The organism is Pontibacter sp. LHS1, assembly GCF_058932855.1.
In genome coordinates this window covers 234164-258383 of sequence record NZ_JBZYWF010000005.1, presented here as the reverse complement: position 1 = coordinate 258383, position 24220 = coordinate 234164, and the positions used below count along the sequence as shown (strand labels likewise).

Below are 24220 nucleotides of genomic sequence, written 5' to 3'. Positions count from 1 at the left end.
TAAGCGTACACCTGGCAGTAAAAAGCCCTTGATCTGAAGAGAGCTTAAGAAATTCTTAAAAGCAGTGCAGGGATGAGACTATCCGGCACAAAAAAGGGACCAACTAAAAGTCGGCCCCTTTATACAACGTAAAATTTAAACTACTATCTACTCTTAATAAGACTAAGAATTTAAGTGCAGGTCAATTCTTTTTAACATGTAATCATAGTGGGCGCGGGTCTGTTCATCAGCCACGTTTCTATGCTTCACCAAAATTGCCCTTACTTTTTTTACTTCTGCCAGGATCAGGCTATTGATTTTATCATGCTTGTTATTGCGAATAATGCTCACATACTGGAAGTGAAGGTTCTGTTCCTGTGCATGCGCAGAAGCCAAATTATTATATTGCTCTATATCAGCAAAAAGGGTAGCATGGTTTGAGAAAGTGTCGAATCCACAACTTGCATGTTCTGCAACTGATTGAGCTGATGCCAGGTTTTCTTCCGAAAAGGCTGTTGGAGTAAATGGTACCAAATTATTAAAGTGCGCTTTATTCAGCAACCATTTCACATAGATGTTCTGCATCAATTGGCCATAATATTCAACCTTCTGCCCTTTTACCGTTTCGCGGAAGAAGTCGCCCCGGATGTCATTGAACAAATCTGTCACACGGTAGGCTGTAGCTCCATTTGCGATCTCATCCTCTGTCATCATCATCAATTTACCGTCGTTAGCCAGGTTTGCTAAGAACGCTTTATGGAACATCGTCTCCAAGTATGTAGCAGGCGTGATAATCTTTCTGACCACCCCAGATGTTTCCACATAGTTCAGCTTACTCTTGAGCTTATCATTTTCCATCCATTTCGGGAATTCTCTGAACTGCTCCAGCATAAATCCAACCGCTTCGCGCTGCTTCGCCTTAGGTATATAGCTATAAGCCACATCTTGCTGACCTTGTACCGGACGGCTGAGATAGGTGCCTCCGATCTGCTTGCCTACATGTCCCAGGTACCGCATATACTGGCTCAGAACAGCGCTATAATAGTTCTCCAAATCATCGTACTTAGCGCCCGGCTCGGTCAGCCATTTATCTAAGTTGCTGATCACATATTTGGTGTTGGCTACCCCATATCTGCTAGCTTTCACGACATCATCACCAATATCTTCTCGCATAGAGGTTGGGTCAGAGCTTTGCAGATCACCTTCACCAAATCGGTACATTGGATCTCCTGCATGCGCTTCAATCCATTTGTTCAGTGTGCTGATTTCAGCGTATTCATTTTTTGCATCCAAAATCGGTTTGTAAGCCCATTTGATGGCATACTTATCATACACACCTAACGCAGGAGGGGTAACTTTTACTCCTTTGTCTCCGGGCTGAGCTACATAATTGAAGCGGGCGTAGTCCATAATCGATGGTGTGGTGCCATACTTCTGCGTGAAGGAGGCTGATCGAAGCGAGTCAACCGGAAAGGCTACAGAAGCGCCCATGTTGTGGCGCAGGCCAAGAGAGTGACCTATTTCGTGTGCTATCACATAGCGAAGGCCCTCTCCTACTACTTCGTCTGGAATGTCGATAGTTCTGACACTAGGATCATTGGCAGCAGTCTGAGCAAAGCGCCAGTCTCTGATCAGCTTGATCACGTTATGGTATACAATCACATCTGACTCCAGAATCTCACCGGAGCGCGGATCAGCAACAGACGGGCCTTTTGCATTAGGTATATCGGAGGCTACATAGCGTATCACCGAGTAGCGAACATCTTCTGGATGGAACTTTGGATCGTTAATAGGGGCGTCAAGTGCTACGATCGCGTTTTTGAAACCAGCTTCTTCAAATGCTGGCAACCAGTCCTGCACACCCTGTTTGATGTATGATCTCCACTTCTCAGGTGTTGTCTGGTCTAAGTAGAAAACGATTTGCTTCTTTGGCTCAACCAGTTCCCCGTTCCTGAACTTCTCCATATCTTCTGCTTTCGGCTCCAGACGCCACCTCTTGACAAAGTAATTGTCTTTTACAGGTTTGTCTTCATTGTACTCCTTAAAGCCAAGAGCGAAGTGGCCTACACGCGCATCTGCCAGACGTGGTTGCATCGGCTCTTTCGGTAGCAGCACCATCGAGCGGTGCATCAGGATCGTAAAAGTTTTAATCCCTGTCTTTTCGATCTCCGTGAAAGTCAGCATAGAACGAATTTCCACATTCTCGTCAAAGCTCATGGTCTCTGAAATAAAAGACCTGTCTTTATGGAAGGTATATTTCTTAGGAGGCACTACCCCAAGGGCTTCCAGCATACCACCTGATCCAAATGGTGTCAGTTCTTTTACATCGTCCAGAAAAAGGCTTGCCACATCAATTACACTGGAATTAGAGTCTGGCCCAAAAGCTTTGATTGGAAAGGAAATCAGAATGGGGTCCAGCGTTTGTAACTCAACCGCTTTTTCAAAAAAGCTGTCTAACCCTTTAAATTGCATAATGTTACGGGTAGTCACCTTTCTGAGGAGGACACTATTGCCATCCGGTGACTTCTCCCATTTCACCATCAGGGCGTCCTTTGGGCTGTCACCAGCTACCATGTTATCCAGTTCACTGCCGCTCATGGCCGCACGTCTCGATACGATCAGCATCTCACGCTCCAATAAGCTGTCAGGAATCTCAAAGTAGGTTATATCGTTTACCTGGTGTATGGAAAAGAGACCTTCATCTGTTTTAGCCTCTTTGGTTATGACGTCCTTATAGGGCTTTATTTTTTTGGCGGCATCAGTCTTGGTAGCTGCCTCCGGCTTAGGCTGCGTGGCCACCGGTGCTTCTTTCTTCTTCCAGAACTGAGCTTGAGTTTGGAAAGGTACTCCGGTAGCGAGAGCCAGTGCCAGAAGCTTAACTGCAAATTCTTTTTTATCGATAAGGTTCATTTTTTCTTTAGGATTAGGATGTATTAGTCTGCCTATCCTCACTTCAGGCAACGGGCGCCTTAGAGGACAGGTAAATAATCTGCAATGCTGATACTACTTTCTAATTGGTATAACCAGGGTTCTGGTCATTCAGGCTTAAGGCTGAATTTGACTGCAATTCGTTTAGCGGTATAGGCAGAATGTATTTGTGTGAACTGTTTACAGTTGGCTTCTCTTGTGATATCTTACCGAAGCGAATCCCGGCAAACCATTCACTGCCATTTTCAAAGGCCAGTTCCAGCACGATCTCCTTATAGATCTCATCCAGCAGTTCTTCTTTTGACGTGGCTGGCGACTCGTAAGGTATACCCAGCGCTCTTGAGCGAACGGCTTCCAGTGGAGTTTTGCTCTCTTCTAGTGTAGCCCCGCTTCTGGCAAGGCCTTCTGCTTTGATCAGGTACATTTCAGAAAGTCTGAGGAAATAGGTAGGACTGAAAAACTCTACCCTGTTTACCTTGAGCACCGACTTGTCAGAAGAACGGAAAGTATGCTCTGCTCTTGGGTCTCCGGTCATCAAGTCAGCCAGCCAGTTACTCGCAATTGCATGTCTGGCGCTGTATGTGAACTTCTTTCTGTCTGTAGCAGAGGAGATTTCGTCAGTGTAACGCATCAGAATAACTTCGCCCGAGTTGCGGTTTTTATCGAACACTGCAGCAAAAGTAGGCTCTAGCACTCGGCTTCCTTCTAAAATCACTTCATCTGCCAGTGTTGCTGCAGCAGCATATTCACCCATAAAAAGGAGCACTCTTGCCTTTAGAGCTTTTGCAGCAGTTTTAGATGCATAGTAAGTTCTGGAGAATGCAGGTCCGTCTGCAATGGCTACATCCAAGTCTTTCAGTATCTGATCATAAGTAGCCTGTACAGTGGACCTCGGTTGTGCCCGGGTCGTAAAGTCTGCCGGTGCTGTCCTGATGAGGATACCAAGGTTACTGCTTCTGTCATAGAACTGTCCGTAATAGCGCAGCAGTTCGAAATGGGCCATTGCTCTGAGGAAGTGCGCTTCTGCCAGAATTTGATTTTGCCTGTTTGGAGCAAATAGTTCAGCAGGCACACCTGGAACCAGCTTAATAACAGCATTTGCGGCGTCTATCTGCTGATAAAAGGCTTTCCAGTAGTTGTTAACATCCCCATTTTCTACCTTAATATCATTGTTGGCGACATCGACATTTGCCAGGAACCCCCCTCTGGCCATCGATCCGCTCATGAGTCCGGGCATGGTCTCAGTGTACATGTAGTAAAATTGATCATTGAAAGTGGAATAGGCTCCGTTCAACAGATTCTCTGCCGATTCAGCGTCTTTCACCACATTCTCGGGAACAAGATTGTTCGGTGGCTCCACATCCAACACATTTACCAGCTCACAGGAGGAGGTAAGCATAACTGTACTTGCGGTAAGTATATAAAATAGCTTTTTCATGAATTTCAGACTTTAAATTAAAAACCTATTTTAACCCCGGCTGTAAATACCTGCGGAGTTGGGAATCTGGCATTATCCAAGCCTGCGCTAACATCATTGTCAAACAAGTTGTTAGTTTCTGGATCTGCTCCCGGATAATTGGTCAGTATCCAAAGGTTTGTGGCAACGGCGTAAACTGACATGGTACGGACAAAACCTGTTCTGGCAAGCAGCGTTTCCGGAATTGCGTATGACAGGTTTATGTTCTTCAGACGAATGAAAGATGCGTCGTGAACATAGAAGCTCGAAATTCTTGAGTTCTGGTTAGGGTCAAGGTATACCACACGCGGCTGGTTAGTTGGATTTTCCGGTGTCCAGCGGTTCAGGATATCAATGGTCTTGTTCTCACTCGTAAATGTGTTGGCCACGTTAATACCGTTGCGTTGCGCATCCCATCTCAGATCATTACCAATTGAATAAGTGAACAGAGCAGATACCGTAAATCCTTTGAAACTTATAGAGTTGGAGATACCCCCAAACAAATCTGCCTGCGTGTTGCCAATAATTGTCTGGTCATGTGTTGTGATCTTACCATCCGGCACGCCATTCGGGCCACTAATGTCTCTGAACTTCAGGTCGCCAGGTGCTGTGGCTGCATTCTGATATACCCCTCCTGCGGCTTGATTCAGTGCATCAATCTCTTCCTTTGTCTGGAAAATACCTTCCGCTACAAAGCCATAGATTAGTCCGAGTGGTGAGCCCACATGCAATACAGAGCCTGTGTTAGGCGGGTTGATCATTCCTGTTTCCTTGTTAAGGAAGTCGTCATTGAGTCTGACCAGTTTGTTCCGGTTGCGGCTGGCATTTACAGACAAGTTCCAGGTAAAGCCATTATTTTTAACAATATCACCGGCCAGTTCAACTTCAAAACCACTGTTTTGGGTATCGCCCAAGTTAGAAATAACGCTTGTCATACCTGTATTGCCCGGCACCTGAATAAAGTATAACAGGTCATTCGTATTTTTCAGGTAATAACCAACTCCACCGCTTAGTCTGCCATTCAGTATAGAGAAGTCTACACCAGCATCAAACTGGTTGGTTGTCTCCCACTTTAGCCTGCTGTTACCCATTTGTGTTCTGATCACAGCCGGGTTGTTACCGTAATATGTTGCTTCATAAAGTGTGCGCCACTGATATGGGCCAAAATTCTGTTGCCCCGTCGTACCGGCACTTACTCTGAACTTTAAGTCATCAATAAAGTTAGCACCCGCCATAAATGACTCATTGGAAACTCTCCAGGCAGCAGCGGCCGTTGGGAAAAATGCCCACTTATTGTCCTCTGCAAACTTTGAAGACCCGTCCACACGTCCTGAGAGTGTAAGCAGATAGCGGTCGTCAAAGCTATAGTTCATTCGGCCAAAGTAGGACACCAGGCCATTCTGGGTTTCATCTGATGCTATCCTGAAATTCTTGGAAGCGCTGCTCAGGTTAGTCAGTATTTCATCTTTCGGAAAGCCCTCACCTGAAGCCTGCAGAAAGCTGTTTCTGTTTCCCTGCCACGATGCGCCTAATACTGAATTGACACTGTGCTTCTCGGCAATTGTTTTATTATAGCTCAGAGTATTCTCCCACAGGTGTGTCAGGAGTTCACTAGTGCCTTCACGGCCAAGGCCCGGACCGGGACCATTCGCTCTGGAAAACCCACCGGTAAAGGTGATGCTCGGATAGAAACTACGGGTTCTCACATTATTGAAATTAACCGACAACGCTGATCTCAATTTTAAATCCTTTATCACTTCAAATTCACCATATGCTGAACCTAAGACCATACGTGTTTGGTTAGAAGTGCTGGCTCTGGAAAGCGCAAGCGGGTTCTCCAAATTAAAATAGTTAGATACCGAATAGTTGCCTTCTGCGTCAAAAACCGGTACGTCTGGTCTGAAAACATATATTCTATTCAGCAAGCCCCCGTCCGGTGCTTCCTGGTCAGAGCCAGAGATGTTTAGGTTAGTTCCAAAGAACAGCTTGCGTGACAGTTCAGAATCAAGATTAAGGTTAAGGGAATAGCGTTTGAAAGAAGAATTCTCGAAAACACCCTGTTGATCCTGTACACCTGCTGATGTATAATAACGTGTCTTCTCATTACCACCGGTTATAGAAATGTTATAGTTTTCGGTAATCGGATTACTGCGACTCACTACTTTCTCCCAATCAGTGTCGGCATCTCCAAAGTAGGATCCGTCGCGCACTTCTTTTGCAAAAGCAGCGGTGCTCGTGCTGTTATTTACAGCTTCTGTGTAGATCTCACGAAACTGGGCAGCATTCAGCACCTGTGTTGTTCTGGCCTTTTGGGTGCTCATAGAGTAGTTAAAGTTGAACCTCGGCTTACCCAATGAAGAGCCTTTCTTAGTAGTAATGATAATTACACCATTAGCAGCACGTGAACCATAAATGGCCGCGGCAGAAGCATCTTTCAGCACCGTCATGGACTCGATATCAGATGGATTCAGGTTTCCCAGTGGCGTGTTCAATCCTTGATTAGCCAATCCTGCGTCGAAAGTATCACCACTGTTGGGCATATTACTCTGAGCGACTACTGGTATACCATCTATCACGTAAAGCGGCTGGTTAGACCCCAGTAGCGAAGTAGCACCACGCACTCGTACGCGGGTGGCACTACCTGGCTGACCTGTTTCCTGCACCACATACACACCAGCGGCGCGTCCCTGTAGTGCTTCCTCTACATTAATGGTAGGAGCTAGCGACTCAATATCTTTTGCCTTGATCGTAGAAATAGAACCTGTCAGGTCTTTCTTTTCTGTGTTTCCATACCCAACTACCACAAATTCATTGAGCTGTGCAGCAGCAGGCTTCATTGCGATGCTAACCTCCACACGTCCGGCCAGTGGCACTTCTTGGGTCTCATATCCAATAAAGGACAAAGTGATTGCCTGGGTGCCCGCAGGGACCTGTAAGGTATAGTTACCGGACACATCTGTGTAAGTGCCGAAGTTTGTACCTTTCACAAACACACTTACTCCCGGTAGGGCAGCGCCTTTTTCGTCTGTGATCGTTCCGTTGATATTTATCTTTTCAGAATGGCTTGAATTGGGCTGAACTGGCTTTGGGCTGATCAGTACTACATTGTCATCGTTCAGTTTTACATTGTATTTGCTTCCTACAATAGTCTGAACTACCTGCAATAGCTCTGTGTCTTTAAATTTTACAAGCACTTTCCGATTTACGTCCAGCTCATTTGTGCTATAAAAAAACTCTACATTCGCTTCTTTACGTATCTCCTTCAATGCTTCGTAAATAGTCACATTACCCAAATTCAGGCTCAGTTTTTGAGCATAGGCCCATGCAGGCAAATTAAGTATGCTGAGTAAAACCAAGACCATGGAACGACGTATAAGTCTGGGCAACAGTACCCGATAGCCTTCTCCGGGCGAGAAGACTTTTCTGAGAAAAAATTTCTTCATAAATTGTAATCGGTTGGTTAGTTAATAATCGTTTGGTAAATGGTGTTTGATTAGCTGATCTATCCGGGAAGTGTTGGCGCATTTCCCGGACTTTCCTTATTTTTTCTTTACAAATAGCTTTTCTCCTTTCTTTTCTATTGTCAAATCTGTTGTCTGGCTGATCATTTCCAGAAGGTTTTCTAGTGGTTTATCTTTATAGGCTACCCCAGTGAAAGTCTTTGTTTTTGCATTCGCATCCAAGTGTACAGCCCCTGTTTCGTACCATCTGCCCAATTTTCTTATGATTGTCTGCAGTTCTTCATCTTCAAAATAAATCTTGCCCTCTTTCCAAACAGTGTACATCTCAGTTTCGACTTGGCTTACCAGCATAGCCTGATCAGACTTGGTAAATACAGCACGCTTACCAGGGGTTAATGTTTCTACCACATTTTCATCGGCTCCAGCTACCTGTACACGCCCTGTTACGAGTGTGGTTGAAATCTCTGCATCATCGGCATATGCCGACACATTAAAAGAAGTACCTAGCACGGTTACATCAACTAAACCGGTGTTTACAATAAACTGTCTGCTGTCCTTTACTACATCAAAATAGGCTTCCCCCGACAATTCCACTGTGCGATTCTCCCCTGTAAATGCAGTCGGAAATTTGAGCGAGGAAGCTGCGTTGAGCCATACCTTGCTACCATCCGGAAGTATCACTTGATATTGTATACCACGCGGTGTAGTGATCGTATTATAAGCAACCAGTGAGCTGGAAGGCTCCGTCAAAGCTGAAGCATCGATACGGAGAATGCCATCCTCAGAAATTACTTTCACGCCGTTCAGCTCCTGCAAAGTCCCAGTATGCAGACTATCCAGATCAATTCTGGATCCATCCTGCAGTATGAGTTGTGCTCTTTCCACTTCACCCGGCTGCCCCAAGACCGTATTTACAGCCAATGCATTCTGATCAGGTATAACAGTGTTCTCGCTCGTGAATTTGTAGAGTACAGTTGCCATAGCTACCAGCACCAGTACAGCCGCCACGTTACGCCAGGTAGTTATATGTTGCCAAAGCGGAATAACTTCGGGTTCTGGCTCTTTTAGTTGTCCGGTGGCCCGAGCTACTTTTTGCCATGCAGTACTCACATCTACTTCAGAAAGGAAAGACAACTCCTGTTGTGTTGCTTCCTGCTCTTCAAGCAAAGAGTGGTACAAAGCACGATTCTTTTCAGAGGCTTCGATCCATTGCCTGAGCCTTTCCTGTTCCTGCTCAGTTAATTGCTCTTGTTTTTGCCTTGCTATGAGATCGGCAATCTCAAAGGCTTTCTTATTTGTCTCCATGTAGCTTGCTTACATACATAAGACACCTGAGTATTGAAAGCGGGTGAAAGGGACATGATAATTTTTTAAAATATTCAGGAGCAGAGCTGCTACGCTTCGTAGAGGCACAAAAAAAGGCAGTAAATAGTTACTACCTAGCTAATTATTTATACACGAAAGCCTGTTTATTCCGAAGTCAGAAGAAGTAATAGAAGTGAGATGATCTCTGGCTTGAGGCGTGCACGCAGCAGTTCAAGGCCCCTTTTCTTATGTGTCTTTACAGTATTAATTGACACACCTAGTTCTTGGGCTATTTCATGGTTTTTCATGCCTTCCAGGAATCCCATTCTGGATACTTTCTGGCAATTCTCGGGCAAAGATGCAATGGCATTATGCAGTTCTCCCAATACCTCAGACCTAATTATAGAATGCATGATAGTTTCCTCTTCCACTTCCGAAACCTGCGCCTGACTTGCAAAAGCATCTACTACTTTCAGGTGGCGGATGGTATTAAAACTGGCATTGCGAACGGAGGTATATAGAAAACTTTTAATAGTATCTTCTGCTGCCCCTACTTCATCTTTCTGATTCCAGTATTTGATAAAAGCCTCTTGGGTAATGTCTTCGGCGCTTTCCCGGCACTTCACTATCTGAAAAGAAAAGTGCACGAGGCGGGCATAATATTTCTGGAAGAGCTCTTCAAGAGAAAGCTCTACACCATGGCTGGATGAAGATTTATGGAATTTCGAAAATGTACCCATAAGCGACCTACGCTTTAACCGGAATCGCAGTCCAACAGAACTACCAGAAGCTCAATGCCAGAACCCACAATATAATCTGAATGGAGCTTAACATTATAACTTGCTCAGAGTCAAAGCAAGTGTCCAAAATATAATTTTAAGTTATCAAACACAAGCATAATGTATTCATTTTAAAAGTATACATAATTTTCAGGTTATTATTTAAATAAATTATTAAAAAAACACTTAATCTTGAAGATACCACTTTAGAAAGGCGAGGCAGTTTAACTACCATCATCATCTGCAGCACTATACTCCAGCAAATCTCCCGGCTGGCAGTCTAATGCCTCGCAGATAGAGGCGAGGGTGCTGAACCTTATTGCTTTAGCTTTACCGGTTTTGAGTATCGAAAGATTGGCAAGCATGATATCCACCCTTTCTGACAGCTCGCTCAAAGAAATTTTTCGCTTTGCCATCATCACATCCAGGTTCACAATTATAGGCATGCCTTATACAGTTAGTTCATTATCGGATTGTATTTCCACGCCTCGTTTGAATATCTGGGAAATAATAAATACAAGGCCTGCCATCAAAAAGAATCCATCAGAGGACCACTGCGCCAGGATGATTTCCGCTCTTTTAGCAAGCCACTCTATGTGCGCGTTACTCAGCACAGTAACTAGCTATATTCCGAGCGGGTTATAACTAACTTTTTCAAGCAGCTGTGCCACTTCTAATTTAAAAGGACTTGCTAGGTTTACCCTCGTTAGCGCTTTGATCACTAAATAAAACACATAGGTCTTCATACCCGAAAAAGAGACTAAATAGGAAACAACTTTTGTATAATGCCAGAAACTGTACTCACTTAAATTATGCAAATCCAAGCCTTTATATATTGTGTGAGGCATCAGGACTAATCGTGCTCACGCCATAGGAAATTAAGATGGTGCATGTTTTAATCATTAAGCCAATACATACTATCCATGACAGCACATACATGACCCGCAGGATTTGCTCGGTTTTGGTCTTACCTTCTGTTTTCATAATCTCAACATGCGAATTAACCGAAATTAAATACATTATCTTATTTATCAGCCTGGCCTACATACTCAATTCTGTTGGAGTCATTCTTTTTTAAGAGGCTCCAACGGCCTTCTAAATATACTCCAGCGGATGCCATTATACCTGTTTGTGATTGAGGTGACTGCAACCGCAGAGGCATAATCCAGTAAAAGAGGCGTATACCGGCAACTTAAAAAAAGCGGACCTCGCACCTTATGGAAAAATTCTTTTTTGACAATTGGGAAAGCATCTTCAGAACATTCACCATCACCATTTTAGCATACATTGCCATGGTCCTGCTCTTGCGGTCGTCAGGCAAGCGTACCCTGTCAAAGATGAATGCCTTCGATTTTATTGTGACAGTGGCGCTGGGCTCAGCACTCGCCTCGGTTTCACTTAACAAAAATGTGGCGCTGGCAGATGGTGTCCTGGCATTTTTCCTACTGATCTTCCTGCAGTATTTCATTACCTGGCTTTCAGTCAGGTACAAAGCCGTCAAACACATTATTACCAGCAAGCCTACCCTGCTGCTTTATAAAGGAGAGTTACTTGAAGATGTTCTTAAAAGGGAGCGTGTCACAATTGAAGAGATTAATTCGGCCGCCCGAAACGAGGGGCAGTCGGACCTAACAAAGATTGACGTCATGATCCTGGAGTCGACGGGCGAGATAACCGTTATCACTAAAGTTGAACAAGGCTCAGCTAACGCACTAAAAGATGCAAGTAATTACCCGCGTTGAGGCGTAAGAAGAAAACTTAAGCCTGGTGCTCATCACTCTCCCTATCGTATCAATTCCACCCATCCCTTCCAACTTTGTCCGTTGCTGCTGGTAGCATGGTAAAAGTAAATACCGCTTTTGTGTCTTCCGCCATCCCAGTTTTGCTGATAATCCGCCTGCTCAAAAACCAGTTTCCCCCACCGGTCAAACACCTTTAGCGTGATGGGAAGGCAGGTTACGCGCAGCACAAAAAAGTCGTTGTAGCCATCGCTGTTCGGAGTAAAAACATTGGCGCTTTCCTGCTGAGGCTGAACCTCAACCGTTGCCACCTGCTGCCTCATACTACAGTTGGCACCATAAAAAGCAGTCAGGTATACCTGGTAATTACCCGCTTTTGTGTACACATGGGTAGGTGCACTTTCATGGGAGACAGCACCATCACCAAACTCCCAGAGGTATGAGGTGGCACCGCTGGTGCTGTTACTGAAATCTACCGCAAGGGGAGCAAGACCTTTGGGATTCTCGGAGTTACCGCATGCTGCAGGTATAGCGGCGGCGGCGAACACTGGTGGTGCAATTACGCTTACCTGCCTGGTGCTAACACCATAGCATCCACCTCTTTGTACAGCATATTGTAGCGTATGGGTGCCGATACCAGCTTCCTGTGGATCAAAGGTGCCATCGGTACTCACTCCTCTGCCAGACCAGATCCCTCCTGCCGGGCTGTACCCTGTTAACAGGAAACGTTCTGCACCTGGACACAATTCTACGGCCTCCCCGGCCTGAACACGTAACGCATCATCTATCACCACCTTTACAGCAAGCCGCTCGCTTTCGCAACCGGCACTGTTTCGGAGCGAGACATAGTAACTCGTCGTCGTGTTCAGGAATGGTGTGGTAAATAATGCGTCTCCTGAACTTGCCAGCGCTTCACCTCCTGTGGCCTCTGCATACCAGGTATAGTTTTGATCTGCCGTTGCACCAGAGACAGTAAGTGTAACTACTCCGGGGCCACAGCTGTTTTGCGTAGCCAATACGGGTGCAGCAGGTAGAGGTATGATTTTAATTGGAGTCGGACTTGGCTCTCCTACTACAGCAGGAGAAGTGGCCACCACCCTGATCCTGTAGTTGTCGCCTGCCACGACTTCGGCAGGTATACGGGCTTTCAAATTAAAATCAGTACCTGTACCTATAGTGGTCGGATTGGCAAAAGAACCTGCAGCGTCTGACAGTTGGAATATAAATGAATTGCTACTTGTATAAACACCTGAGCTTATGAAAGGAACAGGCAGATCGGAGCCTGCGCAATAGCTCATATCCGGAAGCCGGGCAGTAAGGATGGCAGGCGCAGCCTCTGACCTGAGCCGCGCAACGTAGGTATCCGAACTATCAGCATAAGAGGGCAACACGGTGTCACCAAAACGGGTAGTGTTCCCATACCTGCCCGTTACATATGCGTTCCCTAGTGCATCCAGGGCTATTCCTTGTCCATTAGCAAAATCTCCGGCATTTTGAATCCATACCATTTCACCATCAGGATTATATTTTGCAACGTTCCGCCAGTGCGTGCCTGGTGTGCTTGAAGCGAAAAAGCCTGCCACTAATATACTTCCATCAGGAGCTATTGCCAGATCATCACCGCTCCATCCGATTTCATTCTTCACCCATGCCACACTTCCATCTCTGTCGTATTTTGTTAGAAAAAATGTGTGCTGTGCACTGTTGTTTGCCAGCATAAAATCGTCAAAGGAGGCCGAACCAACAAAGTAACCGACCTGGTAAAGATTACCCTGAGCATCCAGTGCTAATTTATCTGTATGCGATCGGTTCCCTCCCATTCTTTTAGCCCACACCACATCGCCATTTGAGGCAAACTTAGCCAGAAAAAGATCCCTCTCGTTATTCAATGGAGGCACAAGGGTGATGGAGCCGATCTGAACAGCATCTTTGTATACACCCGAGACATAGTAATTATCGTTTGCATCAACCGCAATGGCATAGCTGTTAACCCGTGACTGACTGCTCACTGTTCGTGCCCAAAGCGCATCTCCATTCGAGCTGAATTTAGCGACGAACATCTCTGCCGAACCCTTTTCCAGCACAATGCCATTAAATGAGAATTTATCCCAAAACCAGCCGGTAACCAGTATATTGCCCGCCCCATCGAGTGCCAGGTCACGTCCATATGCTTTATTAATTATCTTAATCCAGCGCACTTCGCCCGCAAGATCCAGTTTGCATAAATAGTAGTTGGTACTCAAGTCATTTTCTGCTCTGTTTATATCCCCTACTATGTAGCTGTTTCCCGCAGCATCTGTCTTAACCGCCAGACCGGCGCCGGGCAGGTCAACAGCCCATACGATCTTACCTGTCGCATTATATTTAGCAGCGTAGCCCCGTGTGTTTCCAGTATTGTTTGGAAATACGATGTCGCCGAACACGGCCAGTTCATTATACAGGCCAGCTACAACTGCATTTCCTGCCGCATCAACAGCTACAGCTCGGCTGGCTGCATTTATTCCTCCAAGCCGACTAGCCCACTCCCAGGCAGGTGGTTCAATGGTCTGCGCCGATGTGACACTACAAAAAATAAGATTGCTAAGAAGAAGTGAAATGAGAGTAAATAATTTGCTCATACGCAGTAGCCGCCTATGTATTGATTTGGGAAAACGGACAAAGATAATGTTTCCGGTTTCATGCACCAGCTCACACTGCCTCTTCCTCTTCTCCCGATCACGCACATACTGGTCAAACAGTCGATTTATCGCATAAAAAAGAGCTGGTTTTCTTAACTTGCATTTTTAACAGGTTCTTATTCACCCTTGCTTAACCCTACGCACGCTCGATGAACATCATCCGAAACCTGAAGATCAGGGACAAACTCCTTCTCCTGCTGGCCCTGCTCCTATTCCCGCTTATCTATTTTGTGGCTGTTACCGTGCAGCGCGAAATCGAAGAGAATAACAAGCTGCAGGACGAGATTGCCCAGCTCACCGAGTCAGAAAAAATATCCTCTCTGTTGCACGCCTTTCAGCGCGAACGTGCCCGTATACTGGCGGCTGCTTCCGGCGATTCCATTTTCATGCTCGATGCACGTGCACAAAGAAGTCTGACCGATGCCGCCACACTCGACCTGACAGACTTCCTGAGCAACACCAGCCGCACCTTGCCTGCCATCTCCATGATGCAGGATATCAATAAATACCGCAGTGACCTCGATAAGGGAAAGCTGGATGTGGACGACTTTCGCCGCTACTCCAATGAGCTGATTTTTAGCATGCTTAACCGCATGGACGCCAGTGCAACAGCACTTAGCAACGTCGAGATCAGCCGTCAGCTGATCAGTTTCAAAAGTCTCTCCGAAGCCAAAATCCACCTGGGTCGCATGCGTAGTCTGCTGATGAAGTCTATGCAGGAAGGCATATTCTCTTATCAGGATTACGCCCTCCTGATGACGCAATACAACAGCCATAGGACAGCGTTGGACAACTTTTACCGTTATGCCGATCGTGCCACCGTGAACGAGGTGCAGGAGATTATCGTGTCTGACGATTATAAACGTGCCGTTGCTGTTGTGCAGCGACTTGAACAGAATCCGGACACAGACCTGAACACCTTTGATGCCGCCTCTGTTTACAGCCTGTATACTTCCAATATCGAGGCGCTTCGCCAAGCCGAAAAGCACCTCATACAAAACATCAGAGAGCAGGTACAGGATGAGAGCAATCGCAAGGAGCGCTATCTGCAGGTGCTGTTTGTAGCGCTGCTGTTTATTCTGACGCTCGTAGGCTTCCTTTCCTACTTCATCATCAGCCTGATCTCTACCTCACTGGCTACACTCAAAAACGCGGCCGACCGCATCCGACTGGGAGCCACAGACGTGGTGGTTAATATTGAAAGCGAGGACGAGATCGGTAGTGTGGCCTCTTCGTTCAGAGGCGTGGTGAACAAAACCCTGTCGCTGTCGCAGGTGGCGCAGGCTATTGGCGAGGGCCGGTATGATGTAGAGGTAGAGGTGCAAAGTAAGGAGGATATGCTGAGCCTTGCTATCCGGGACATGAAAAATAACCTGGAACACTTCACCACCGAGAATGCAAATCGCAACTGGGTGCTGACAGGCGTAGCCGAGCTGAGTAACCTGATCGGGGGCGAAACCACCCTGGACAAAGTCTCCAGGCACGCCCTTTCCTACCTCTGCAACTACACCGACTCTGAGGCCGGTGTGCTGTACCTGCACAACAACAACGGCAAACTGGAAGCTGCCGCCAGCTATGGCCTGCAACAGAGCAAATCGCAATTGCCTGTGTTTGAAATTGGAACCGGTTTGGTAGGCCAGGCCGTGGCCGAGCGCAAGGTGAAAGTGCTGGATGGAGTGCAGGAAGAATACCTCCGCATCCGCACCGGACTTTCAGACATTGAGCCAGCCACGGTCATCATCATCCCATTATACTTTGGCAACACCATCATAGGCGCACTGGAGCTGGCCTCCCGCCGACCGTACACGGAGGTGCAGCGCCGTCTCCTCGACTCAGCAGCCGAGCGCATTTCGGTACTCATCCATACCCTGAAAGCTCACCTGCAGACGCAGGAACTGCTTTACGAAACACAAAACCAGGCCGAGGAACTGGAGACACAGCAGGAAGAACTGCGCCAGCTCAACGCCGAGCTCAAGGCCTCGGAAGAGGAACTGCGCGTGAACCAGGAGGAGTTGCAGGAGAAGAACGCTGAGCTCGAAGAAAAAGCGCAACTGCTGGAAGAGCAGTACGAGGCACTGGGTGCCAAGAACAAGGCCCTGGAGGATGCCCGCGAAGCCATCGAACTGAAGATACAGCAGGTAGAGACCGTGAGCAAGTACAAGAGTGACTTCCTGGCCAACATGAGCCACGAACTGCGCACTCCGCTCAACAGTATCCTTATCCTGTCACGCCTGCTGGCCGACAACAACGAAAACACGCTCTCCACGAAGCAGATCGACCACGCCCAGATCATTCATAAATCAGGCAACGACCTGCTCAGGCTGATCAACGAAATACTGGACCTCTCCAAGATCGAGTCCGGCATGGTGAAGCTGGAGACGGAAGAGCTGCGCCTGACTGACGTCTCCATGGAGCCGATGTTTAAAGAACTGGCCGCCAAGAAGAAGATCACCTTCAAAGAGCGCCACGTGCCGGGTGCCTTCGACAGCATCGTGACCGACCGTTTCCGGCTAGAGCAGATCCTCAAAAACTTCATTGGCAATGCTATCAAATTTACCGACGAGGGCGGCGAAGTGGAGTTCAAGGTATACCCGGTTACACAGCTGCCTAAGTTTAAGTCGGAGCAGCTGCGCGACGCCCAGGATGTGGTAGCCTTTGCTGTGCGCGACACAGGCATTGGTATACCTGCTGAGAAGCAAAGTATGGTGTTTGAGGCCTTCCAGCAAGCCGACACGTCCACTACCCGCAAGTATGGCGGTACTGGTCTGGGACTGACGATCAGCAAAGAGCTGGCTACCCTGCTGGGCGGTGAGCTGATGCTGGAAAGTGAGCCGGGCAAGGGCAGTACCTTTACGCTATACCTGCCACGAGTGCCTTTCGGTGCAACAAATGGCGCAGCCATACCTGAGCAGCGTCAGGCTCCGGCTTACAAGGCACCACAGTCACCGTCTGCGCAGCCTGCCACAGCGCCTGCTCCTTCACCGGCGCAGCAAAAGAGCCAAAGCATGGGGCAGGTTTTCCTCGACATGGAGCGCCAAAACAAGAAAGACATTTGTGTGCTTATCGTGGAAGACGACAAAGGCTTCAGCGACATCCTGGCTGACTTTGCCAAGGCCAAGAATTTCCAGGTGCATCAGGCTTTTACAGGTCGCGACGGACTGCGCATGGCCCTGGAGTACAAGCCTGACGCCATGCTGCTCGACATCCAGCTGCCGGATATGACGGGCTGGGATGTACTCAAAAAAGTACGAGAAGACAAAGACCTGCGGAACATCAATGTGCACGTGATGTCGGCTTACGACAAGGAGGTGATCGGCGAGCATGCCGAGAACGAAGAGTACCTGCCGAAACCAGTGACGCTCGAGATGCTGAACAAGGCCTTTGGCTCCATCGTGAGCAAGTCGGGCGCGAATATTGAGAATATCCTGATCGTGGAGGACAACGAGATCGAGAACAAAGCCGTGGCCGAACTGCTGCTGGCGCATGGACTCAAGTCGACCTCCGCCTACTCTGCCGAAGAGGCCGAAAAGATACTGGCTAAGCAAAAGGTCGACTGCATCATCCTCGACCTCAACCTGCCGGGTATGAAAGGCTACGACTGGATGAAGAAGATCAAGTCGCAGACCAAGCTCGGCGATATCCCGATCATCATTTACTCCGGTAAGGACCTGAGCGAAGAGGAAGAGACGAAGCTGAAGGAGTTTGCCAACACGATCATCATCAAGAACGAGTACTCCTACCTGCGCCTGCTCGACGAAGTGCAGCTCTTCCTGCACAAGGTAAACCAGAAACTGCCGCCGGGCAACGAATTTAAGATGAAGCTGCATGTGCCGGAGGAAGTGCTGCGCGGCAAAAAGATACTGGTAGTGGACGACGATGTGCGCAACATCTACTCACTGAGCAGTCTGCTGGAGCTCCACGGCATGCAGGTGGTGGCCGCTTATGATGGCAAGGAAGCGCTGGAAAAACTTGACACAGAGTCAGGTATAGACATGGTGCTGATGGACGTGATGATGCCTGAAATGGACGGTATAGAAGCGACAAAACGAATCCGGTCGGATTTACGTTTTAAGCAACTGCCGATCATTTCACTCACCGCGAAGGCCATGAAAGAAGACAGAGAAAAGTGCATAGAAGCCGGGGCTTCTGATTATATACCTAAACCAGTAGATACCGATAAGTTGCTTACCCTCATGCGGGTTTGGTTGTATGAAGCTTGAGAACGAGGAGCTGTTTGAGCTGGAGGTAGAGGCCCTCATCAAAGAAATACATACACAGTACGGATACGATTTCAGCGGCTATGCACGAGCCTCCGTGTACCGCCGCATCAAGCGTTTTCTGGATCAGAAACATTTGCAGAGCATCGACGAACTGCGCAAGTTTCTGTTCACGGACAGCTTCTTTTTCGAGAATTTCCTGCAGGAGGTTACCGTGAACGTAACGGAGATGTTCCGCGACCCGACCTTCTACAAGTCGCTGCGCGAGAACGTGCTGCCGATCCTGTCTACCTACCCCTTTATCAAGGTATGGGACGCGGGTTGCTCTACCGGTGAGGAGCTTTTTTCGCTAGCCATACTGCTGGAGGAAGAAGGCCTGCTGAGTCGTACCAAGATCTACGCCACTGACATCAACCAGAAGGTGCTGCGGCAGGCGAAAGACGGCATCTTTTCCGCTTCGCACATGACAGCCTACACCGCCGCCTACTACGCAGCCGGTGGCAAACGCGATTTTGCAGAATACTATACCAGCAACTACGGCAGCGTGAAGTTCAACTCCTCGCTTGTCAAAAATGTGGTATTCTATCCGCATAATTTAGCGACTGATACCTCGTTCAATGAGTTTCACCTGATCGTGTGCCGCAACGTGTTGATCTACTTCAACCGCACGCTGCAGGAGCGGGTATACAATCTATTTGATGAGAGTCTGGTGAGTCTGGGCTACCTGGCATTGGGCAAAAAGGAAACACTGGCCATGTCAGGCATCAGCGACAGGTATAACTTCGTAGACAAAAACAACCGCATATACCGCAAGAACTCCTGATGCGCGATACTACCCGACTGATCGTAATAGGTGGCTCCTGGGGCGGCATACAGGCCTCGATGAAGATACTGCAAGGGCTGCCCGCCGACTACAGTATTCCCATCGTGCTGGTGCTGCATCGCTTGCGCAATTATGATGGCAGTCTGCAGGAGCTGTTTGACAAAAAGCTGACATTGAACGCAGTTGAGATAGATGACAAAGCGCCACTGGAAGCAGGCTACGTATACATTGCCCCGGCCAACTACCACGTGCTGCTCGAGAAAGACCATACCTTCTCGCTCGACGACTCTGAACTGGAGAACTACTCCCGTCCTTCCATCGACGTGACCTTTACCAGCGCAGCCGATGTTTTCGGTAAAAATACAGTTGGGATACTACTTAGTGGGGCTAGTAAGGATGGAAGTTCAGGATTAAAGTATATATTTGAAAAACGGGGCACTGCCATAGTGCAGCACCCCGGCGAAGCGGAGATTGCCACCATGCCGCTGGCAGCCATCAACAGCATACCCGGCTGTAGTATCATGAATGTTGAGCGCATACAAGCTTATTTGCTAACTTTACATGAACACTGACCACGACACCTTTCCTCGTACGACCTTGCCTACACATACTCACCCGGTAAAGATTTTGCTTGTGGACGATAAGGAAGAAAACCTTGTCAGCCTGGCGAGTCTGCTCTCGGAAGAAGGCAACAATACCGAATACTTATTTGCTAATTCAGGTGAAGAAGCCCTTAAAATAGCGCTGCAGGATGAAATAGCACTGATCTTACTGGATGTGCAGATGCCCGGTATGAATGGTTATGAAGTAGCCCGCTACCTCCGCGATATTTCCAAAACAAGAGATATTCCGATCATTTTCGTGACAGCCATCCACCAGCAGGATGTTCATGTAATGGAGGGATTTGAGGCTGGCGCCGTGGACTTTCTTTTCAAACCGCTGCACCCTGCCATCACCAAGGCTAAAGTAACGGCCTTTGTGCGTTTTTACCTCCAGAAGAAAGAAGTAGAGCTTGCACACAAACGTACACAGGAGATCAACCGCGAACTAGAGGAACGGGTAAAGGCGCGCACTGCTGAGCTCACCCGCGTAAACAAAGACCTCGATAACTTTGTCTATACCGCCTCACACGATCTGAAAGCTCCTATCAATAACATCGAGGGACTGGCGGTGGCGCTGAAAGAGATACTCGAAAGTCCGGAGCCCGATCACAATGAACTGAACATCATCATGGCTATGATTCAGGATGCCATCAGCCGGTTTAAACACACGCTGATGGACTTGACTGAAGTGGCCAAGCTGCAGCATCAGGATGAGGCAGCCATTGAAAGCGTACGGTTTGAGGAACTGCTGGAGGATGTGACACTCAACATCCAGGATTTGATCTCCAAGTATGACGCTGAGATAAAGACGGACTTTTCGGAGGCCCCCGAAATGGTTTTTTCCCGCAAAAACCTTCGCAGCATTGTCTACAACCTGGTATCGAATGCCATCAAATATAGCTCACCGGAGCGTAAACCTTTGATTGAGGTCAGCACGTACCGTGAGGGCACGTATACCGTGTTCCGGGTAAAGGACAATGGACTTGGTTTGAAACCAGAAGATCGGGACAAGGTATTTGACATGTTCAAGCGCCTGCATGCGCATGTGGAAGGTACCGGCGTAGGCCTCGCTATCGTGAAACGGATCGTAGAGAACTGTGACGGCAAAATTGAGTGCGACAGCCAGCAAGGTAAAGGCTCTGAATTCAGAGTTTACCTGAAGAGTTAACGAGGTCCTGTCTCCTACATAAGGTATAGCACATCATGGATAATCTCTCTGCAGTGCTCAAGATTCCTTAGGCCATGATTACCCCGGCCATTCTGATTATGGCCAGTGAAAAAGTTCGAAGACTAGCCGAGCAATACAGCACATTTACTGCTTAAGGAGTGCTCTCTCAGGCCGATATCGCAGGAAAGTGCTTTTTACTAGAGCTATTGGGTGAATAAGTAGGGAGTGTATAAAACAGAGGAGCCACTCTTTGCATTTGCAGGAGCGGCTCTTCTATTTAGGGTTTCTGTTACGCTTTAGCAGGTATACGCTTCAGTGTATCCAGCAGGAAATCCCAGTATTTCTGCACTGAGCTGATCTGCACTTTTTCATCTGGTGAGTGCGCACCACGGATGTTCGGTCCGAAAGAGATCATCTCCATCTCCGGGTAGTTCGCACCGATGATACCGCATTCCAGACCAGCATGGCAGGCGTTCACGTGGGCTTCGCCGTTATACTTCTCTTTGTAGAGGTCGCTCATTAACTGCACAATACCCGCACCCGGACGAGGCATCCAACCCGGATACATACCACTCAGTTGTACTGAAGCTCCAGCCAGCTCCAGCGCACTCTGTATGGCTGCTGCCAAATCCATTTTCTCGCTGTCCACGGAGCTGCGGGTGAGGCACTGCACGGTCAGTTTGCCATCCTGCACCAGCACACGAGCCACGTTATTGGAAGTCTGCACCAGGTGCTCGATGTCCGGGCTCATGCGATACACGCCGTTGTGGCAGGCATAAAGCGCACGTAGCAGTTTGTTCTGGTAGTCGGCTGGTAAAACCTGTGCAGGAGCTTCTGTCTGCTCTACTGTCACAACTAAGTTAGGATCGGTGGTCGCATGTTCATTTTTGAGTACAGCCGTCAGCTCCTTCACAAAGTTTTCGAAAGCAGCAGCCTCGCCTGCAGGTATGGCCACTACGGCTACTGACTCACGCGGAATGGCATTGCGCAGTCCGCCTCCGTCGATGGAGCCGATACGCAGGCCTACTTTTTCAGCAGCCTGGTGGAGCAGGCGGTTCATTAGCTTGTTGGCATTGCCGCGACCCAGGTAGATGTCCATACCCGAGTGACCGCCGGTCAGGCCTTTGACGCTCACTTTATAGCCTTTCATATCACCGCTTATACCTTCGGGCTGGTACGTGCCGCTGGCGTTGATGTCCACACCGCCGGCGCAGCCGATAGTCAGTTCAGTGTCGTCTTCGGTATCGAGGTTAAGCATAATGTCGGCTTCCAGCATGCCGCCTTTCAAGCCGAGGGCACCGGTCATACCTGTCTCTTCGTCAATCGTAAACAGCGCCTCAATAGCCGGGTGCTCGATGTCAGTAGAAGCCAGCAGCGTCATGATCGATGCCACACCAAGTCCGTTGTCTGCGCCTAACGTAGTGCCGCGGGCTTTCACCCAGTCACCGTCCACATACATGTCGATTCCCTGCGTGTCGAAGTCGAAATCAGTGTCGGCGTTTTTCTGGTGCACCATGTCCACGTGGCTCTGGATCAGCACCGTCTTGCGGTCTTCCATACCTGCAGTAGCAGGCTTTTTGATAATGACGTTGCCGATCTCGTCCTGTATGGTTTCAAGGCCAAGCTTATGGCCGAATTCCATCATGAAGGCCACTACCCGCTCTTCCTTTTTAGAAGGACGCGGTACGGCGTTCAGGTCAGCGAAATTATTCCAGAGGGCTTTCGGTTCGAGTGCTCTTACTTCAGTGCTCATGTATGGGTTTTATTTTTGATTGCTATGCCAGTGTATACCTGTGTGTAGGTATACCTATTAGTGGGCGCTAAGGTACTAAGATTAAGGGAAAGAGCCAGTAGCAGTCTGTCTGAATCAGCATGAAACAGGAAGGTATCATCAATCCCGTTTTCCTTCTCACTAAAAGAAAATATTTATTTTTTTTTCAAACCCTTGCGTCTTTCTTCCCACCTCCCCGTCATCCCGATGAATTTGAAACTAAAACATTAAAACAATTCATCATATGGAACCGATCTATCAATTCGCAACACCACAGTCTCTACAACAGCTAAAAGCCGCACAGAGCGAACAGCAAACTAAGGACGCTCAGCAGATCAAAGAGAAATGCAGCGAAAAGCAAAACCTGCAAGCTAATACTAAGAATATGTCCATTCTGACACTCACCTTCGTCCTGCTCCTGAACCTGTTTGCTACCTCTGCAGCAACTGCACAAACAGTCCTGGCCAGCAACAACGGCAACAAACCAGCAAAAGGGAATAAGTCAGATGTCGCTATCCACTCTTTGGATGACATTACTTTCCCGGAGGCAGACTTTAAGCGTGGGGCATACCTGAAGCTGCGCACGGTATATGTGGATGTGCCGGTAAGCAAGTTTAAGCTCAAGCCTTTCCCGGCCAACAGTTCTGCCGAAACCCGCGCTGAACTCGACTTCCTGCTGCATCTGCAAAAAACCCGCAACGCCGAAGCCATCAATCGCACAGAGACCATGGCCGCCGTATACTTTGATCCGCTGACCATCAATCCGGCTGACGCGGATTATACCCGCAACATCAGCAGCCTGTTCTACATCGGCCGCGATCTGGGTCCCTGGTTCAATGCCGAGCAACTGCCGGTGACATCGCAAGTGCTGCAGCAAGTGATACAAGACGCCACTTACTACATCTTCTCACTCAAAGCCGACTTCAACCGTCCGCGACCATACCAGTTGGATAGCCGTCTGGAGAACCTGGAAGCGCCGGGCCACGCTTCCTACCCTAGCGGACACTCTTCTACTTCGCACGTTCATGCTTACATCCTGAGCCACATTTTCCCGGAGTATAAAGACCACTTCCTAGGCGTAGCCAGCGACATGGCCTTCTCCAGAGAAACCCGTGGTGTGCACTACCCAAGCGACTCGGAAGCTGGTAAAGAGTTTGCCCGCCAGTTTGTGGAAGAGCTGATGAAGAGCCGTAAATTCCGCACCGATCTGGAAGCGATGAAAGCGGAAATAGTGCAAGCCAGAACAGCTAATCAACTCACAAAAAAATAAGACCAAAAGCCACACAAAAATTCCGAGCCGAATTAGTTGGAGAG

Annotated in this window: 14 protein-coding genes; 6 read left to right on the top strand and 8 right to left on the bottom strand. The window is 48.1% G+C overall.

Annotated features, from left to right (window positions below; genetic code table 11):
* Positions 1–162 precede the first annotated feature (162 nt).
* The 6 genes from AC5FXQ_RS12320 to AC5FXQ_RS12295 all read right to left on the bottom strand — a co-directional run bounded on the left by AC5FXQ_RS12320 (position 163) and on the right by AC5FXQ_RS12295 (position 10354).
* Positions 163–2889: a zinc-dependent metalloprotease gene (locus AC5FXQ_RS12320; RefSeq protein ID WP_493602727.1), complete on the bottom strand. Its 2727-nt coding sequence runs from the start codon at positions 2887–2889 to the stop codon at positions 163–165.
* 100 nt (positions 2890–2989) lie between these two features.
* Positions 2990–4306, bottom strand: a complete 1317-nt coding sequence (locus AC5FXQ_RS12315) for a RagB/SusD family nutrient uptake outer membrane protein (RefSeq protein WP_493602726.1) — start codon at positions 4304–4306, stop codon at positions 2990–2992.
* A 56-nt stretch (positions 4307–4362) separates the two neighbouring features.
* Positions 4363–7806: a SusC/RagA family TonB-linked outer membrane protein gene (locus AC5FXQ_RS12310; protein WP_493602725.1), complete on the bottom strand. Its 3444-nt coding sequence runs from the start codon at positions 7804–7806 to the stop codon at positions 4363–4365.
* A 96-nt stretch (positions 7807–7902) separates the two neighbouring features.
* The gene (locus AC5FXQ_RS12305; RefSeq protein ID WP_493602724.1) at positions 7903–9129 is read right to left on the bottom strand and encodes a FecR family protein; all 1227 of its coding nucleotides are present in this window, start codon (positions 9127–9129) and stop codon (positions 7903–7905) included.
* A gap of 164 nt (positions 9130–9293) precedes the next feature.
* Complete coding sequence (locus AC5FXQ_RS12300; protein WP_493602723.1) at positions 9294–9869, bottom strand: RNA polymerase sigma-70 factor; 576 nt, start codon at positions 9867–9869, stop codon at positions 9294–9296.
* A 263-nt stretch (positions 9870–10132) separates the two neighbouring features.
* Complete coding sequence (locus tag AC5FXQ_RS12295; RefSeq protein ID WP_493602722.1) at positions 10133–10354, bottom strand: helix-turn-helix domain-containing protein; 222 nt, start codon at positions 10352–10354, stop codon at positions 10133–10135.
* A 771-nt stretch (positions 10355–11125) separates the two neighbouring features.
* On the opposite strand from AC5FXQ_RS12295, the gene AC5FXQ_RS12290 reads away from it, so the two are divergent.
* The gene (locus tag AC5FXQ_RS12290; protein WP_493602721.1) at positions 11126–11650 is read left to right on the top strand and encodes a DUF421 domain-containing protein; all 525 of its coding nucleotides are present in this window, start codon (positions 11126–11128) and stop codon (positions 11648–11650) included.
* A 41-nt stretch (positions 11651–11691) separates the two neighbouring features.
* On the opposite strand, the gene AC5FXQ_RS12285 is transcribed toward AC5FXQ_RS12290, so the two are convergent.
* Positions 11692–14265 carry an Ig-like domain-containing protein gene (locus AC5FXQ_RS12285; RefSeq protein ID WP_493602720.1) on the bottom strand — a complete coding sequence of 858 codons (2574 nt, stop codon included), beginning with the start codon at positions 14263–14265 and terminating at the stop codon, positions 11692–11694.
* Between the two features lie 209 nt (positions 14266–14474).
* Between AC5FXQ_RS12285 and AC5FXQ_RS12280 the strand changes: the two genes are divergently transcribed.
* The 4 genes from AC5FXQ_RS12280 (at position 14475) to AC5FXQ_RS12265 (ending at position 21135) form a co-directional block, all read left to right on the top strand.
* Positions 14475–18545: a response regulator gene (locus AC5FXQ_RS12280; RefSeq protein WP_493602719.1), complete on the top strand. Its 4071-nt coding sequence runs from the start codon at positions 14475–14477 to the stop codon at positions 18543–18545.
* Positions 18535–19365 carry a CheR family methyltransferase gene (locus AC5FXQ_RS12275; protein ID WP_493602718.1) on the top strand — a complete coding sequence of 277 codons (831 nt, stop codon included), beginning with the start codon at positions 18535–18537 and terminating at the stop codon, positions 19363–19365. Before AC5FXQ_RS12280 ends, AC5FXQ_RS12275 begins: the two co-directional genes overlap by 11 nt.
* On the top strand, positions 19365–19937 hold the full coding sequence (locus AC5FXQ_RS12270; protein WP_493602717.1) for a chemotaxis protein CheB: 573 nt from the start codon (positions 19365–19367) through the stop codon (positions 19935–19937). Before AC5FXQ_RS12275 ends, AC5FXQ_RS12270 begins: the two co-directional genes overlap by 1 nt.
* A gap of 61 nt (positions 19938–19998) precedes the next feature.
* Positions 19999–21135, top strand: a complete 1137-nt coding sequence (locus tag AC5FXQ_RS12265) for a sensor histidine kinase (RefSeq protein ID WP_493602716.1) — start codon at positions 19999–20001, stop codon at positions 21133–21135.
* Between the two features lie 289 nt (positions 21136–21424).
* Here AC5FXQ_RS12265 and AC5FXQ_RS12260 read toward each other — a convergent pair whose 3' ends face one another.
* On the bottom strand, positions 21425–22888 hold the full coding sequence (locus AC5FXQ_RS12260) for an aminoacyl-histidine dipeptidase (protein WP_493602715.1): 1464 nt from the start codon (positions 22886–22888) through the stop codon (positions 21425–21427).
* 262 nt (positions 22889–23150) lie between these two features.
* On the opposite strand from AC5FXQ_RS12260, the gene AC5FXQ_RS12255 reads away from it, so the two are divergent.
* Complete coding sequence (locus AC5FXQ_RS12255; RefSeq protein WP_493602714.1) at positions 23151–24176, top strand: phosphatase PAP2 family protein; 1026 nt, start codon at positions 23151–23153, stop codon at positions 24174–24176.
* Positions 24177–24220: the final 44 nt, after the last annotated feature.